General features: G+C 52.0%; 12 protein-coding genes (1 of these 12 cut by a window edge). 1 reads left to right on the top strand and 11 read right to left on the bottom strand.

Translation table 11 applies throughout. The features are described from left to right. From NSQ80_RS18845 to NSQ80_RS18870, 6 genes are all read right to left on the bottom strand, one after another. Positions 1–1,418, bottom strand: partial view of an extracellular solute-binding protein gene (locus NSQ80_RS18845; protein WP_339300333.1) — the 5' portion only. The gene continues 43 nt to the left of window position 1, outside the view; only the first 1,418 of its 1,461 coding nucleotides appear in the window; the start codon lies at positions 1,416–1,418; its stop codon lies beyond the left edge, outside the window. 282 nt (positions 1,419–1,700) lie between these two features. Then, positions 1,701–3,068, bottom strand: coding sequence for a radical SAM protein (locus NSQ80_RS18850; protein WP_339300335.1), 1,368 nt, complete (start codon positions 3,066–3,068; stop codon positions 1,701–1,703). 211 nt (positions 3,069–3,279) lie between these two features. Beyond that, entirely contained in the window at positions 3,280–5,298 is a 2,019-nt protein-coding gene (gene ligA / locus NSQ80_RS18855) for an NAD-dependent DNA ligase LigA (protein ID WP_339300337.1), read from the bottom strand. Between the two features lie 386 nt (positions 5,299–5,684). Then, positions 5,685–8,063 (bottom strand): DNA helicase PcrA, encoded by a 2,379-nt coding sequence (gene pcrA, locus NSQ80_RS18860; protein ID WP_339300338.1) that lies wholly within the window; start codon positions 8,061–8,063, stop codon positions 5,685–5,687. Between the two features lie 50 nt (positions 8,064–8,113). Then, positions 8,114–8,815: a heptaprenylglyceryl phosphate synthase gene (locus tag NSQ80_RS18865; protein ID WP_339300340.1), complete on the bottom strand. Its 702-nt coding sequence runs from the start codon at positions 8,813–8,815 to the stop codon at positions 8,114–8,116. Between the two features lie 415 nt (positions 8,816–9,230). Beyond that, entirely contained in the window at positions 9,231–10,121 is an 891-nt protein-coding gene (locus NSQ80_RS18870) for a phosphatidylinositol-specific phospholipase C/glycerophosphodiester phosphodiesterase family protein (protein WP_009225429.1), read from the bottom strand. A gap of 177 nt (positions 10,122–10,298) precedes the next feature. Between NSQ80_RS18870 and NSQ80_RS18875 the strand changes: the two genes are divergently transcribed. Further along, positions 10,299–11,441 (top strand): acyltransferase, encoded by a 1,143-nt coding sequence (locus tag NSQ80_RS18875; RefSeq protein WP_339300342.1) that lies wholly within the window; start codon positions 10,299–10,301, stop codon positions 11,439–11,441. Between the two features lie 66 nt (positions 11,442–11,507). On the opposite strand, the gene NSQ80_RS18880 is transcribed toward NSQ80_RS18875, so the two are convergent. The 5 genes from NSQ80_RS18880 to rfbB form a co-directional block, all read right to left on the bottom strand. Further along, positions 11,508–12,914 carry an undecaprenyl-phosphate glucose phosphotransferase gene (locus NSQ80_RS18880; protein ID WP_339300344.1) on the bottom strand — a complete coding sequence of 469 codons (1,407 nt, stop codon included), beginning with the start codon at positions 12,912–12,914 and terminating at the stop codon, positions 11,508–11,510. Further along, the gene (locus tag NSQ80_RS18885) at positions 12,911–13,840 is read right to left on the bottom strand and encodes a glycosyltransferase family 2 protein (protein ID WP_339300346.1); all 930 of its coding nucleotides are present in this window, start codon (positions 13,838–13,840) and stop codon (positions 12,911–12,913) included. Before NSQ80_RS18885 ends, NSQ80_RS18880 begins: the two co-directional genes overlap by 4 nt. A 119-nt stretch (positions 13,841–13,959) precedes the next feature. Next, entirely contained in the window at positions 13,960–14,889 is a 930-nt protein-coding gene (locus NSQ80_RS18890; RefSeq protein ID WP_339300348.1) for a glycosyltransferase family 2 protein, read from the bottom strand. Between the two features lie 98 nt (positions 14,890–14,987). After that, on the bottom strand, positions 14,988–15,863 hold the full coding sequence (gene rfbD / locus NSQ80_RS18895; RefSeq protein WP_339300350.1) for a dTDP-4-dehydrorhamnose reductase: 876 nt from the start codon (positions 15,861–15,863) through the stop codon (positions 14,988–14,990). After that, complete coding sequence (gene rfbB, locus NSQ80_RS18900; protein ID WP_339300351.1) at positions 15,860–16,882, bottom strand: dTDP-glucose 4,6-dehydratase; 1,023 nt, start codon at positions 16,880–16,882, stop codon at positions 15,860–15,862. Before rfbB ends, rfbD begins: the two co-directional genes overlap by 4 nt. Positions 16,883–16,892: the final 10 nt, after the last annotated feature.

Here is a 16,892-nt window from a genome sequence, read left to right on the forward strand (position 1 = left end):
ACTCCGGACGCGTCGGATTCCGCGCTGCCTTCGGAGCCCTTTTTGGCCGTTTCGTCTTTCAACGCTTTGTCCAACAGCGCCTGGGCTTCGTCCTGTACCGTTTGCAATGCTTCATCAATCGATTTCTTTTTCTCCTGAGCTAGCTTGATCTCTCGCTCCAGAATCGGCCGGTATTGCATATGGAAATCGTCTGGTATTTTCGCGTAGTCGCGGCTTGAATTCGAATCGAACTTCGGTTTCAGTTTATAGAAAGCCTCCAGGTTGACCCCGTTGTATTCGGTGGAAATCCCCATCCGGGACAGCAATCCGTTATTCAACGTTCTGGATTTGACCCTGGCGAATTCTTCACCATTAATAAACTTGATAAACTCCCATGCCGCATCCGCATTTGGCGAATTGGCCCGGATCGCGAAGATATCGCTAAAGTACAAAGACCGTGTCGTCTGAGGATCGGCAGGATCCACCGGCCCGGCAGCAACACCAAGCTGGAATGGCTTGTAATCTGTAATGACATCCTGAGCCTGCTTCATGTCTTGCAATAAGTAGGGGCTTTCCACAGACATAGCCACCCGTCCCATCAAGAAAGGCCGGCTCTTATAGTACTCTTCCATCGTCCCGCCTTGGAAGCCATTTTCGTCGGGAATATAAATCGCTTTGGAGTCAATCGCATCCATCGCCAGCTTATACGTTTGTTTCCAGGAATCCGTATTGATCGTTACCTTCATCGTGTCCGGATTCAAGAACTGCAACCCCTGGGCGGATGCAATGTACGAGGCCAGATTTTCCATCGACATCCCGTATTGCACTCCAAATCCATAGACGCGGGTATCCTTATCCCCTTCCGTTGGGAAGCGACGCGCCAAGTCGAGAATTTCCTGCCAGGTCATCCCGTCATGCGGAAGTTCGATACCATATTTCGCAAACAAATCGGCGTTATAAAAAATCGCGTTGCCGCTAAAGGTCGGAGCCAGCCCGTATAACTTGCCGCCGCCTTTCTCCTTCAGCAATTCGATGAGCGCCGGATAAATGCTCTCCGTATCATATTTATCCCGCGCGATGAACGTATCCAGTTCCATGAGCTTCCCATCATTCACGTATTTCTCGTAGTTGCTGGAGTCCAATAGGATGACGTCCGGCTGTTCTTTCTCGAGGAAATCAGAGAAGGCTTTCTCATAATCGATCTGCTCACCATTCGAGCTGTTGTAGATGCTGTTCATGTTGACCACTTCGATATTTACGTTCGGGTGCCCGATCGCGAATAAATCACCGTATTGCTGAAAAAAGTACTGTTCATCCCAAAACATGATTTTAAAGCTCGACGTTTGCTCCTTCTCCTGCGCAGGGCGGCTGGTACAACCTGCAAACAGCATGCAGGCCAGTACAATCAGCAGCCCCTTCATGAACTTGTCCCTCTTCATTACGACCTCCAAATGAATGTTTTTTAATGATGACTCTATGATAATAACGTATGTAAGTAGTGATAGTTTCATATTTTGGTAAAAAAAACCGATCCTCTTTGCAGCTACCTGCCTTGAGAATCGGTCTATAGATGAGCGAGATCAGATTAGCTCAGGTTACCCGGAACGGATTTGGATACCCGGCCGGTTTTGACGTGTGCGGGCTGTGCCGCGGAACGGATGACCTTCATGCCTATCACCTCCTTGCTAGGGTGTACAGGAACTAGGCGCCCCCCAACAACGTTAAGACAAAGCTTCGGAAGTAGGAGCCGTCGCTTCCCGCTGCGCTTGCAGGCAAATCGTGCGCAAGGTCTTTTTGATTTGACGTTTCTCATAAGAGCAAGGGCGATTCCCCGTCCGCATCCGGTACAGCGGGCAGTGGTTCCCTTGGCAGGCCGGCCGGAAGAAACAAGCCTGGCATTTCTCATCCGTCTCCTCGCCGGAAGTCGTCCACAGCGCCAGCTTGTCAACATCGAGATCCATCGTGCCGTCCTCATAAATCCGGCCTAAGCGGTTATTGTCCTGCTCCAGTGCAACCGAGCACTTATACAGCATACCGTCCGATCCAACAATCAAGGAGTTGGGCTTCGCCGCATAACAAACCGCTCCCGTTGGCAGCAAAATATCCGAGATAAACGAACTGACCGTAAGCCCTTCAGCGATCGCTTGCTCGTTGAAAGCCCAAATGCTGCGATCTTTCGTTCGCTCATCGCATACCGGCAGATTGAGATCGTTCTCCCCGCCCATACACCCAACGGGGCGAAAATAAACTTTAAACCGCGGATCATCCCCAAATAAATCGCGAAGCACCGGGATGAACCGGGAAACCTCCTCCAGATTGCTGTTATCGAAGTTCACGCGCAAATTGATTTCAAACGGCCGGTCTACCTCTTTTAATGACATTAAATTATTTACGATGGTTTGGTAGGTGTCCCCGCCTCCGTTCAGGCCGCGGCGGGCGTTGTGCGTCTCGCCTTCTCCATCCAAGGTCACCATAAACCGCTCCACGCGAAGATCCAGCATCTGCTTGAATCTGTCACGCGTCAAATAATATCCGTTTGTCGACATTTCCGCGCCGTATACCGCTCCGTTTGCCTCGCAGGCGGCCATGAACGAACGGGATAATCGTTCAATGACATGCGGGACCAACAGCGGTTCTCCGCCGTGCCAGCTGATCGTCAGCTGCTTCAGCGTGCGGGCGCGCTCAGCCATATAAGCCTCCAGCCCCCGGATCACCTCCTCGCGCATCGTCGCCCGCGGAAACGATTCATAACAATACGTGCAACGGAAATTGCACGCCTCCGTCACCAGTAATACCAGATGCATCGCATCCTGCGCATGCATGGATTGATGCAGGAACAAGGCACGCCGCAATTCGTCCGTATCGCCGGGGACAAGGAACCCCTGTTCAATCAGCGATTCGTACAGCGGAGGCGCAGGTTCAGGAACGGGCGCGGCCGGGGTCAGCCACTCCAGAACCTGATTCCGTTCGGCAGGCGAACAGGCGGCAATCGCCCCGGTGTAGCTGTTGTACAGCATCAGTCCGCCGTCATCGGTTTCGCTGTGCGCATTAAAGCGCGAAGGCTTCCACTGTAACGCATCGTGATTCATGTGTTCTCCATCCTTTTTATGATGATATTTAACTATCGAACCCTCCGGTCCACCGCCCTATGATGAAGAAAACGCCGCTGGTTTGCCATGATTCTCGTCACTTTTGTGATCGCTGGCCGCAAAAAAATCCCCGAACCCACCCGCGGATGTCCGCAGATGTGCTCAGGGATAGGAAAAGGAATTGGTGTAAGCTCTCTATGCGTTCTGATTTCTATTCGCTTTCGTTTAACAGCCGGATCAACTCGTTCTCGTCTTCGATGACCGGGATGCCCAGCTCCTGGGCTTTCGCCAGCTTGCTGCCGGCCTTCTCGCCGGCGATGACCAGATCGGTCTTCTTCGATACACTGCCGGTCACCTTGGCGCCCAGCGCCTCAAGCCGTTCGGTTGCTTCGTCCCGGCTCATCTGATGCAGCGTGCCCGTCAGCACGACCGTTTTGCCGGAGAAGAAGGAGCCCGTCACCGGTGCGGCCGACTTAACCGGAGCCTTCGGCGAAACGCCAAGGTCCAGCATTTTGCGGATGCCCGCCTGATAGAACGGATCGGCAAAGAAGTTCACAATGCTGTCGGCCACAATCCCGCCGATGTCCGGCAGAGCCGTCAGATCTTCCGTAGTGGCGGACATTACCGCTTCCAGGCTGCCGAAATGATCGGCCAGCACCTTGGTCGTCGATTTACCGGTGTTCGGAATGCCCAACGCGAACAAGAAGGAAGCCAGATCGCGCCCTTTGCTCACCTCGATCGCCTGGAGGAGTTTGTTGGCTTTCTTTTCGCCAAAGCGCTCCAGCTTGATTAGGTCATCAAACGTCAACGTATACAGATCAGCCGGCTCCCGAAGGTTCAGCTCATCGTGCAGCTGCTCGGCGGTTTTCTCACTGAACGTCTCAATATCCATGGCGTCCCGGGAGGCAAAATGCGTAATCCGCGCCACAATTTGCGGTTTGCAGCCCAAGCGATTATTGCAGAACAAATGCGCGCCCCGCTGCTCCAGCGGCGTGCCGCAGGCCGGACAAACCTCAGGGTAGATGATCTCTCCGCCTTCCGGTTCGTCAGGCACTTTGCCGAGAATTTCCGGAATGACATCGTTAGACCGACGGATGAATACGCGGGTGCCCAAAGCGTACTTCAAGTTTTTGCGTTCGATATCGCCGATGTTGTTGAGCGTACAGTTTTGGACGGTGACGCCGGCCAGCTCCACCGGTTCGACTTTGGCCAGCGGCGTGATTTTCCCGGTTCGCCCGACGTTCCAAGAGACGGACTCCAATATCGTTGTCGTCTCTTCCGCTTCAAATTTGAAAGCCACCGCCCAGCGCGGGAACTTGTCCGTATATCCCAGCACTTCGCGTGTGCGCATATCGGTGATTTTGATGACGGCCCCGTCGATGAGGTAATCGAGGGTCGGACGCTTTTCCACGATTTCATGAAGCGCTCCGATCACCTTGTCAAAGCTGGCATGGTAGGTGACATAAGGGTTCACCTTGAAACGGTTGTCCTTGAGGAAGGCCATCATTTCCCGATGATCCTGAAATTTCAGGTTGTCCGAATACCCCACATTGTAGAAAAAAGCGTTGAGCTTGCGCTCCGCCGTTGTCCGCGGGTTCAAGTTGCGCAAAGCGCCGGCAGCGGCATTCCGGGCGTTCTTCAGCGGCTCAGCCGCCGTCTCGTTATATTTGGCCAGCACCGACAAATTCATGATGCCTTCGCCTTGCACCTCGATGGTGCCATCCCGGTAAGGAATGGTCAGCGGCACGGATTTGATCGTTTTGACCTGGGGTAAGATCCCCTCACCAACGACGCCGTTCCCCCGGGTGGCAGCCTGAACGAGCTGTCCATAGGTATAGGTGAGGTTGAGCGTCAACCCGTCAAATTTCAGCTCGACCACGTAGGTCGGATCTGGCAGCGGTGTAGTTGGGTTTTTGCTGTTGTAGTCGGCGATCAGCTTGAGAACCCGGTTGTTCCAGTTCAGCAACTGCTCTTCGTTTTGCGCTTTGTCCAAGCTCCACAGCGGAGCCAGATGGCGGTGTGGCTTGAAGCCCTCCAGCAGCTCGCCGCCCACGCGCCCCGTCGGCGAATCGGGCAGGGTGATCCCCGTCTCCGCCTCAAGCGCGGTCAGTTCATCATACAACTGGTCGTATTCCTTGTCGCTGATGATCGGCTCGTCCAAGGTGTAGTAATGATAGTTGTAGCGGTTCAGCTGCTCGACGAGCTGCTCCATCCTTTGCATCGCATCCATGCAGGGACAACCCTCCTTCATGCAGGTATGTTATGTATAGCAACGGAGGAACCCGATTGGGTTCACTCCGTAGGTTAAGCGATTGGGGCAAGTGCACTATGTGCCGCCCATGATCTTAAGGGTATTTTTTACCGCTATTTATCGGGAATACGCTAGTTTGCGGGGAATAAGGGAAAAATATGGCGCTATCCCTAGCCAATCCAAGCAAATCTGGGCCATAGGAGCAAAATAAGAACATAAAATGGTCTTATTTCACGAGGAAGGCCCGATTCAATGATCATAAGGACATAAATTACCCTTATTTTCTACTGATGGAGCCCACCCCACCTCTATTCTCCTCAACCTTCCCCGGATTGAGGCAAATATACTCGGTTATCCGCCATCGGTCACTCGCCGTTGGTCACCTTCGTGATCGGAGCGAATCCGGCCAGCAGCCGCTTGACCCCCACCGGTGCGGGGAAAGCGATCTGCAGCTCCGTGTCGTTGCCGGTGCCTTTGATGGCAACGACCGTGCCCACGCCCCACTTGGCGTGGGCGACCTTGTCCCCGGCGCTGAAATCGCCGGGGGCGGTCTTGGCGGCGGCTCCTGACGCGCCGCCGCCGGTCACGGTCACGCCGCTCCGCATCGGAGCGGCGGTGCCGCGCCCGGCCGGTCCGCTAGGCGCAGCAGCGGACCGGCCCCATGGGCCGCCGGCCGCGTCCGTGGCCGGGCGGCCGAAGTTGCCGCCGCCGGCGCTGCTGAAGCCGCGGCCGCTGTAGGCGCCGCCCACGCCGGCGCCCCGGCCGTAGCGGTCGCGCGGCACGCGACCGCCGTCCTCCTTGAGTTCCTCGGGGATTTCATCGAGGAACCGGGACGGCGGATTCGCCGTCGTGCGGCCGAACAGCGTGCGCATCTGCGCGCACGAGAGGTACAGCTTCTCCTCGGCCCGGGTGATGCCCACGTACGCCAAGCGGCGCTCTTCCTCCAGTTCCTCGTTATCGAGGAACGCCCGGCTATGCGGGAAGACGCCTTCCTCCATGCCGATGATGAACACGACGGGGAACTCCAGGCCCTTCGCACTGTGCATCGTCATCAGCACAACCGCGTCGTCGTTTGGTTTCTCCGCGTCACTGTTATCGTTCATGCTGTCGATATCGGCGATCAGCGCCAGATCCGTCAGGAAGGAAACCAGTGACTTGTCTTCATTATTGTTCTCGAATTCCATCGTAACGGAGAGAAACTCGTCGATGTTCTCCAGCCGCGAGCGTGCTTCGAGCGTATTTTCATTTTGCAGCTCCAGCCGGTATTGGGTGACTTCCAGCAGCTTTTCCGTCAACTCCGTAACAGACAAATACGGGACCATCTGATGCAACCCATGAATCATGTCAAAAAACTCAACCAACGCATTCCGCGTCCGCCCGGCAATCCCCAGATCGTCCACAACCTCAAGCACGCGGTAGATCGACGTCCCTCGCTGCGCTGCAGCATCTGCCAGCTTAGCCACGGTCGTATCGCCGATGCCCCGTTTGGGCACGTTGATGATCCGCGTCAAGCTGATATCATCATCCGGGTTGGACAGCACGCGCAGGTAGGCGAGCAAGTCCTTGATCTCTTTGCGGTCATAGAACTTGATACCGCCCACGATCTGGTACGGGATATCCGATTTGATCAGAATTTCCTCGATGACCCGGGACTGCGCGTTGGTCCGGTACAAAATCGCATGATCGCGGTAGTTACGCCCGCTTTTGACGCTATTATGAATTTCCGTTGTAACAAAATACCCCTCGTCATGCTCCGTTTCCGCACGGTACACCTTGATCTTGTCCCCGCCGGCCTTGTCCGTCCACAGCTTCTTCGGCTTGCGTCCGGTGTTATGTCCAATGACTTCGTTGGCCGCGTTCAGAATCGTCGACGTGGAACGGTAGTTCTGCTCCAGCAGAATCGTCTTGGCCTCAGGATAATCCTTCTCGAAATTCAGGATATTGCTGATATCCGCCCCGCGCCAACGATAGATCGACTGGTCGCTGTCGCCAACGACGCAGATGCGGTGATGCTTGTCCGCGAGCATCCGGCACAGCATATACTGTGCACGGTTCGTATCCTGGTATTCGTCAACGTGGATGTATTGGAATTTTTTCTGATAAAAATCGAGCACATCCGGCGCTGCTTTAAACAATTCGATGGTCTTCATAATCAGGTCGTCGAAGTCCAGGGAGTTGTTTTGGCGCAGCTGTCTCTGGTATTGGGCATAAATCTTCGCCACGATGCCTTCAAAATAATCGCCGATCTTATGCTCATACTGCTGCGGCGTGATCAATTCGTTCTTCGCTGTGCTGATGGCCGCTTGAACCGCCTTCGGCTCAAATTTCTTCGTGTCGATGTTCTGTTCTTTCATGCAGTTGCGAATGACCGACAGCTGATCCGTGGAATCCAGGATGGAGAAGTTGGAGGTGAACCCGATCCGCTCAATATCCCGCCGCAAAATGCGTACGCACATCGAGTGAAACGTAGACACCCAAATGTCCCGTCCCTCCGGACCGCCTACTAATCGAGATACCCGATCCTGCATTTCACGGGCGGCTTTGTTCGTAAACGTAATCGCAAGAATCGCCCACGGCGGAGCTTTGCGCGTTGCGATCAGGTAGGCGATGCGGTGCGTTAGCACGCGCGTCTTGCCGCTGCCTGCGCCGGCCATAATCAGAAGCGGCCCTTCGGTCGCCTCGACGGCTTGTCTTTGCTGCGGATTCAGGCGGCTTACCGCCTCTTGTATGTTCACAGGTTGCATCAAACTTGCTCCTTCCATAGAAAACATCTTCTTATCGTCATTGTGCACCTTTATTTCTTAGCGGTATCCTTCGCCGCCGCTACCGTTTCCAGCGCCCGCTCCAGGTTATCGTACACCGCGTTGCCTACAACCACCGTATCGCTCACGGCAGCTGCGCAGCGCGCAATTTCGGCATCCACGATCCCGCCGCCATAAAATAGACGGGCTTGATCTAAGGTTCGCCGTACGTCCGCTACCAACTCAAAATCTCCGGTCTGCCCGCTGTATTCCAAATAGACAATCGGAAGCTGAAGCAAACGATCAGCCACTTGGGCATATGACCGGGCTGACGCCGGCTCCAACAGGGCTTGCGCCTCCGTTACCTTAGCGACCGTTGCCTCCGGATTGAGCACGAGATACCCCTCCGGCACGAGCAGTTCCCAAGGGATCAGGTATCCGTACTGCTCGATCGCCTTGGCATGCTGCCCGATGATCCAATCTTGATGTCCTGCGTTCAGTACGATCGGAATCATATAGAGATCAAATCCCGGCACCACCGCCTCAAGATCGGAGATCTCCAACACGCAAGGAACCTCAAAACGGCGTACGCGAGACAGCAGGTCCACCGTATTCTCATAGGTCACCCCGCTCGATCCGCCGATCATCACGGCGTCTGTCCCTGACAGACACACCGCTTCCAGTGACCGATCGTCCAGCTGACGGTCGGGATCCAGCTTAAACACATGCCGCCAGCCAGCTATCATCTGCTTCAATTTCCATTCCTCCAACGACAAATTCAGCAGAAGGACCGCGAAAAACGGGGCATTTCGCTCCGCCCCGCTCTCTCATCCATCTGATATATGACTACTGTTCATGACTAGATTTCCAGTTCTGTTTCTAGTCTATGTTACCGGGGGTACCCTGTCAATGTTCGCGTCAGATGCGAACACAAAAACGCCGCAGTTCTTGCGGCTCTATGATGTTCCTTATAACCTTTCTGGCGCCTCTTTGCGCGATTATCCCTTTCGTTCAGACGGGTGAGGTCTAGCTGGCGTGATCATAGAGGAGATCTTGTAGATGAGGCTGACTGGAGAGCGGATCACTTCCTCACTCCCTGATGCAAAGGGATAATCTTGAGAAGAGAGCGGACAACCTACAACCTATGAGTCCCCCTTCAAGATGCGGTTTTTACCAGGCAAACCCGTCTAACAAGGACAGCATTCCCGTGTTTTTCGCCAAATCCGCCTCCGTCAAAAAGTCGGTGTAGAAGCCGTAAGCCCCCATCCTTTTGAACTTGGCGATGGTCTTCAGGTCGTTGATCGTATGGATGTAAGAGGGCACGCCAATCCGGTTGAGCTCCTGGATCAACTGCGCGTTCGCCCGCGTATCCGACATGGTGACGGCTGCGAGATGCTTGTCCGCTGCAAAAGCCACCACTTCATCGTCTGTATCATGTGTTTGGTATAACGTAAAAATCACCGAGTCAAACGGATAGATCGATTGGACAGGCTCCAACATCTCCCGGTTGTAGATTTGCGGCACCACGCGCTTCAGGAGCTCTGGGTCCTTCGCCTTGGCCTCATCGACAATCTGGGTGAAGATCTGCTGGATTTCGTCCGGGCTAGACTGCTTTGTGTCGGTGACGATATACACATCCGGGTACTGCTCCATCAACTCCAGCACATCGTCCCAATCCAACGGCTCGTACACACCTTGAATTTTCGCCGCCTTAAACTCGGCGTAGCTCAGAACCGCACCTTGTCGATCCGCTGCCAACTCGTCCTCCTGCCCTAATTGCCGGGTGAAGCTCTCTCCCCACTCATGACGCGCCACGAGTCTGCCTTCACTGCTGAGCAGCAAATCGACTTCAAACACGCGGAAGCCTTGATCATAGTTTACGAGAAAGGCGTCATAAGTGTTCGTATACGTCAGACCTTCGATCCCGCCCATAGCGTGCGCGACCATACGATGGGCTCGAAAGCCATCTTCCTCCGACTTTGGCGTCTCCGGCAGCCAGCTTAGCGCCAGCAGCACGATGCCCAAGATCAGCAGGAGGTTGTAGAAAAGTTTATTTTTCATGAGTATATGATCCTATTCTACTTGGAGGTGTTCGACCTAAAAAATGTCGTTTATTGTCAATGGTCATTATAGCATATCTCACAACGTCATAGAGTTCCGGTAGATTCAGGAATACGGTTGACGAATGCGCACATTTTCTTTATGGTCTTTCTATGCCAAACCCCTATGGAGGACATTATGGAGAGAAAGACAAAACTGGAAGAGATTGAAGCGCTTCGCGGGATCGCCTTCTTAGCGGTCGTGCTGCAGCACGCCATTGCCGGCTTGTTTGTTCAACCCGACATGTCGCCGTTATCCGTCAGCTTGGGGACAACCTTTCTGGGATTGATTCGGTTCGCTGTACCGCTCTTTGTGTTTATCACCGGCGTGGTGTTGTTTTATAATTACGACCGATCCTTTCAATATGGACGTTTCTTAAAAAGAAGAGGGAAGCAGGTCGTCCTTCCCTATCTGTTTTGGACGGTCTTCTACTATATATGGGTGAGTCTTCGCAGCGGAGATGCCGTTTTCATCCATTGGAAGGACCTTCTTCATGTGCTGGAGCTGGCTCTGACGGGAAAAGCCTCGTATCACTTGTGGTTTATGGTCATGATTATCCCGTTTTATCTGCTGTTTCCCGTGTTCCGCCTGTTTCTGTCCGGTAAGCGGCCGGCTCCGATGAACCTGGCTGTAACTTTAGCGTTCCTGGCAGCCAACTTGTTCTTGCTGGAGGCGCTGGCGAAGGGCGTTTTTCAATCGGATCAACCTATCCTGAACACCCTCAATCGCTACCTGGACCGTAACTTTCTGTTCTGGACGTTTTATTTTGTATTGGGCGGATTAGTCGGCTTGTACTATGAACGCTGGAAAAAAGCCGTACGCTCCCTCTGGGGCATCAGCCTTGCGCTTACTGTACTTTTCTTGATCTATATAGGAACCAAAATAGCCGCCATCAACCAAGGCGCGGCAGCTGGCGACTACCTGGCTAGTGCCAACGTTACAGGGCCGCTTAAGCCGCTGATGCTGTTGGCCACGCTCGCGATGCTTCCGTTTCTTTTTTATGCGGTACAGCGTCTACTTACCCGGCCCACCAAGGCGGGGCTAACGTTAAGCCTCATCGGTAAATACTCCTTTGGCGCCTATCTGGTGCATGCCTTTATTCTGCGATATACGAACCTGCTGGCCTTAAATTATCTCGGCGGCCTTGGCGTATACGCCCAGACTCTCATTTCCTTTATCCTGTGCGCCTGCGTCAGCGTAGGCTTGTGCATCGGTTACCGAAAAATGAGAGATCGTTGGCGGAAGGTGCAAGTTGGTGCGGATCGAGGGATGGCAGGGTGAGGGGTTGGAAATAAAAACGGCCTCTTCGAAATGAAGAGACCGTTTTTACTGCCAGGGATAGCCCCGTCAGTACGCGTTCTTATTGACGAAACCATTTACGACGGTTTTTAGCACGATTTTTATATCTAATAAGATTGACCAGTTCTCAATATAGAAAATATCGTATTTAATCCGCTCCTCGATCGACGTGTCTCCGCGAAGCCCATGTGTTTGTGCCCAACCGGTGATGCCCGGCCGGACATGGTGCTTCACCATGTATTTCGGGATCTCCTCCTTAAACTGATCCACATAATAAGGCCGTTCCGGACGCGGGCCCACCACACTCATATGCCCGGCCAGTACATTAAAAAACTGCGGCAGCTCGTCAAGGCTCGCCTTCCGAATAAACGCCCCGAACTTGGTGCGACGCGGATCGTTTTGGGTCGTCCATCCCGTGTCCTCAACCCCTTCGGGCAATACCCGCATGGAACGGAACTTGTACATTTGGAATGTCCGCCGATTCAGCCCTACCCGCTCCTGCTTAAAGATGATCGGGCCTTTGGACGTCAGTTTGACGCCAATCGCAACAATCAACATAATTGGTGAGGTGATGATGATCGCCAGCAGCGAAAAGACGATATCAAATATCCGCTTGGCGACCCGGTTCCCGGCCAAATCCAGCGGAATATCTCTAACGTTAATCATCGGCATTCCCGCGAAGTTGTCAAAGTAAGGCCGGGCCGGCAAATAATCAAAGAAGTCCGGAATAATTAACGTTCTTACGCCGGCTTTTTCACATATGGATATAATTCGAGCATATCGGTGATGCGCCTCCAGCGGGAGCGCCAGAACCACTTCGTCAATCAACTTCTGTTCCAGGATACGCTCCAACTCATCGATCCTTCCGAGGATCGGTTTATAACGAGCTGCCTCGCCTCTCCCCCAAACTTTCTGATCATCTAGAAATCCGACGATCTCATAGCCAAGTTCAGGATATTGCCGCAAATTATCATGGAAGCGTTGGCCCAATGATCCGGCTCCAAGAATCAAGACAAACTGTTTATTGTAGCCCTTCTTCCGCAGCTGCTTTAGGGCATTTTTCAAGAAATACCGATAGAACATGATCAGGAGCAAATTGAACGTCATGTATATCGCCAAATAGTGACGGGAGATGTCCACTTGCCGGAAGAAGAACATCAAGCTCAGCAGAAGGAACAAGCTAGCAACATGAACCTGCAAGATCTTCCAGGCTTCATCGGCGAAGCGCTTTTTGCGTTTCGGGGTGTACAAAGAAATTAAGATCCCCACAATCACCGCAATCGCACCATAGACGACGCTCCAGAAAGCGTAAATTTCCACGGGAAGCGGCTGCTCGTACTGAATCCAACCGCTTTCGAACTTCACCCACCAAGCAAGCAGAAAGGAAATTTGGATGAAAACAAAATCCGTCAGAATATATAATTGAGTTAAGAACCGTTGGTTCTTACGGATCATGATCTCACCTCCACTTTGACTTCCGCCGACTCCGGCTGGTTTGCGCCCGATGGAGTTCTCGTGCCTACCGGGAGTAATTTGTTTTTTGCTAGAGATAAGAGGAACTTTAGTGAAATACCACAGTACACGGCTGCATTCGTTACCCAAGAGTAGTTGCGAAGATAATGCTTCCTATGAAAAACCCACATCGCGCGGTGAAATTCATAGATGATCTTGAAAGGCTTACGCCGGCTGCTAGCTCCCTTATAGTGAACAATGTATGTAGCAGGATGATAATGTATCCCCCAACCCGCTTGCTTGATGCGATAGCACCAATCCACATCTTCTCCGTACATAAAAAAGGTTTCGTCCAAACCGCCCACCTGACGAATGGTCTCCTGTCTCACCAGCATAAAGGCGCCAACCAGACAGTCGACCGGATACGTCTCGTTTGGATCCATATACCCGAGCTGGTACTGGTTAAAGCGCGGATGGTTTGGAAAGAACTTCGAGAATCCGAAAGCATAGTAAAAGGACGCGGACGGTGTAGGAAATCCTCTTCTACACGCTTTATCCAGCGAGCCGTCCGGCAGGATAACTTTGCATCCTGATGCCCCGAGCTCTGGGTGTTCATCCATATAGGAAACCATAATTTGAAAAGTATCGGGCTGCACTACGGTGTCTGAATTCAAGAGAAGAACATAGCGTCCCTTGGCGATCGCCATCCCTTGATTGTTCGCTTTGGCAAATCCCGTGTTCTCCTGATTCGCAATCAGCACCACTTCCGGATACTCGGCTCGAATGGCCTCCACCGAACCATCCCTTGAAGCATTGTCCACGACAATGACTTCATACGAATAGACCGTCTCGGAGTCGTATACCGACCGCAGACAGTCCAACGTCAGCTGGCGTGTATTATAATTGACGATCAATATACTTAAATCCATGATATGTGCGCTCCGAATCTACAAATAAATTAATCTATCGACATTATAGCACATCATGGCATGAGGGAGGTGAAAGAGGGAGAAGGCGGAAGAAAAGGTGAACATTGCAGCTATTCCATTCATCTTCTGCGCTGGATCTCCCGCCGTTTCTTTTTCAATTCTGGCATTTTATCAAAAAAGTCCTTCCAGGCCCCAAGCACCTTAGGTTCTCTTAATAGCATATATCCATTGCTCGCCAGCTCATAAGCCAGCAGCTTCGGCAAATGCTTCATCCATCGTGCTCCCGATAGATTCTTATAAATCATTTTATATCGGTTGATGTAAGAATACCGGCGAATGAACAAAGGCTGCGTATGACGGCTCCCCTTCTTCCACCCTCTCTCATGAGTGGCTACGGCTTCCGCACAATAATAGGCTTTCCAGCCAAGCAAGTTAGCTCGCCAAGCGACATCAACATCCTCTTTGTAAGCAAAAAAATCCGCATCAAAAAACTCGCCATCCATCGATAGCTCTTCGATCATCTTGCGTCTGTACATGGCCGCGGCACCCGATACGCCAAATACTCCGCCGGATGCGCTCCATCGACTCGCCGGTTCCCCTGCCCCACGATCAAAAGCACGCCATATCCCATTCATCAGCAAACCGGTACTGTCCACGATATCCGGGGACGACTTTAGGATAAGCAACCCAGTAGCACTTCCCACCTCTGGACGTTGCTCCATGACACCCACAAGCCGCTCGACATATTCGGTTCCAAGCTGTACGTCCGGATTCAACACCAACACATAATCGCTTTGCGTCATGCGAATCCCCTGATTGTGGGCTGGAGCAAATCCGGTATTTGTTGCATTAGCAACCAAGTGGATGTTGTTCGCTCGGGTCTGCTCAATATAGGCTCGTACCCGCTCCACCGTACCATCTGTGGACGCATTATCGATAACGATAATGTCCTGGATCGGATAGGTTTGTTGTCGAACGGCGTTCAGGCATTCCTCGATGTCCTTCGCGCTGTTATAGGTAACGATTTGGATGCTGACGGTTGGATTCATGGGGTGGGTTTCCTTTGCTATAGTTTGTTGTATGTATTATATCAAACCCTCTATGTATCGTGGTAATTCAGAAGTTAAAAGCAAAAGCTAACCAGAATTTATATCTCCTGGTTAGCTTTTAGTTCAATCAGAAATGCTTTAAGAGCCTCTCTCCATGGCCGTATATCCTGAAAGCCATTTGTGCGAATGGATAGATGATCCATAACCGAGTTTCGAGGCCTTGGAGCTGGGCGCGGAAAATCTTCGGTTGTACATGGATCTACACGTACCGAATAACCTTGCCCAAACACGCTAGATGCTTCTTCAAAAATTGCCTGTGCAAATTCAAACCATGTGCATTCCCCAGTATTTGAAGCATGATAGATCCCATATTTCTCGGTCTGAATCAATTCCAGCAGAAATGCAGCCAGATCTACCGTGTAAGTAGGGGAACCCTTTTGATCGTTTACAACATTAAGTAATGGCTTTTCCTGACCAAGCTTCAGCATCGTCTTCACGAAATTTTGTCCATGCAAACCAAATACCCAGGATGTCCGAACAATAAAAAACGCGGAAGACAGGCTTTGAACCAATGTTTCTCCAGCTCGCTTCGACTTCCCATATACACTCTGGGGATTGGTATTATCGTATTCCTGATAAGGTGAAACAGCAGTTCCATCGAAAACATAATCCGTACTGATGTAGCAGAACTTCGCCTTCACTCGCTCTGCCGTTAACACCATGTTACGCGTTCCTACAGCATTCACGGCATATGCGGCATCAACATCGGTTTCCGCCTGATCGACCGCCGTATATGCTGCACAATGGATAATCGCATCCGGCTTAAACTGTTGTACACGTTCGAGACACATCGTCTCATCAGTGATGTCCAACGAGTCCCGATCACATCCCAGCACAAGATGCCCTGCACTCCCAAAAAGCTCCACAACATCATGGCCCAGCTGACCATTCGCTCCGGTTACAAGCACTCTCATGATGGATCACCCAAACGATGACCGTACTGTTTGGCATAATACTCTTGATAGGCCCCCGTTTGAATCCGGGTCCACCATTCCTTATTGTCCAAATACCAACGAATGGTTTCCTTTATCCCCGTTTCAAACGTGTGCTTTGGTTTCCAGCCAAGCTCCTTCATGATTTTAGTAGGATCAATTCCATAGCGGCGATCATGCCCAGGACGATCCTGCACATGCTTGATCAACGATTCCGGTTTACCAAGCTGCTCGAGAATCGTACGTACAATATGCAAATTGGTCCGCTCGTTATTTCCACCGATATTGTAAACTTCGCCATCACGTCCTTGATGAATGACGAGGTCAATCGCACTGCAATGATCCTCTACATAAAGCCAGTCGCGAATATTGAGACCATCCCCATACACAGGCAACGCTTCATCCGCAAGGGCTCTGGATATCATTAATGGGATTAACTTCTCCGGGAATTGATAAGGGCCGTAGTTATTGGAACAGCGCGTGATATTTACAGGAAGTCCGAAGGTCTCATGATAAGCACGAACAAGCAAATCCCCGCCAGCTTTACTTGCCGAATAAGGACTGTTCGGAGCAAGCGGCGTTTCTTCCGTGAACAATCCCGTTTCTCCCAACGTTCCATAAACTTCATCAGTAGAGACTTGAACGAACTTCTTGACCCCGTGCTTTTTCGCCGCATCAAGCAAGACTTGCGTCCCCAGTACATTCGTTTTCACAAAAATATCCGGTTCCAAGATACTGCGATCCACGTGCGACTCTGCCGCAAAGTTAACGATAACGTCAACGCCTTGGCCGATTAAAGCGTCCATGGCCTTAGCTTCTGTAATGTCCGCTCTAATAAACGTATGATTGGGATTGCCTTCCACCGACTTCAAGTTTTCCAGGTTTCCGGCATAAGTAAGTGCATCCACGTTAAGAATCTGATAGCTCGGATGCTGCTTCAGCATATATAAAACAAAGTTGCTGCCGATGAAGCCGGCACCGCCTGTAACGAGAAGTTTCATCTGAAGGAAT

The organism is Paenibacillus sp. FSL K6-2441, assembly GCF_037964765.1.
GTDB classification, from domain to species: Bacteria; Bacillota; Bacilli; order Paenibacillales; family Paenibacillaceae; genus Fontibacillus; species Fontibacillus phoenicis.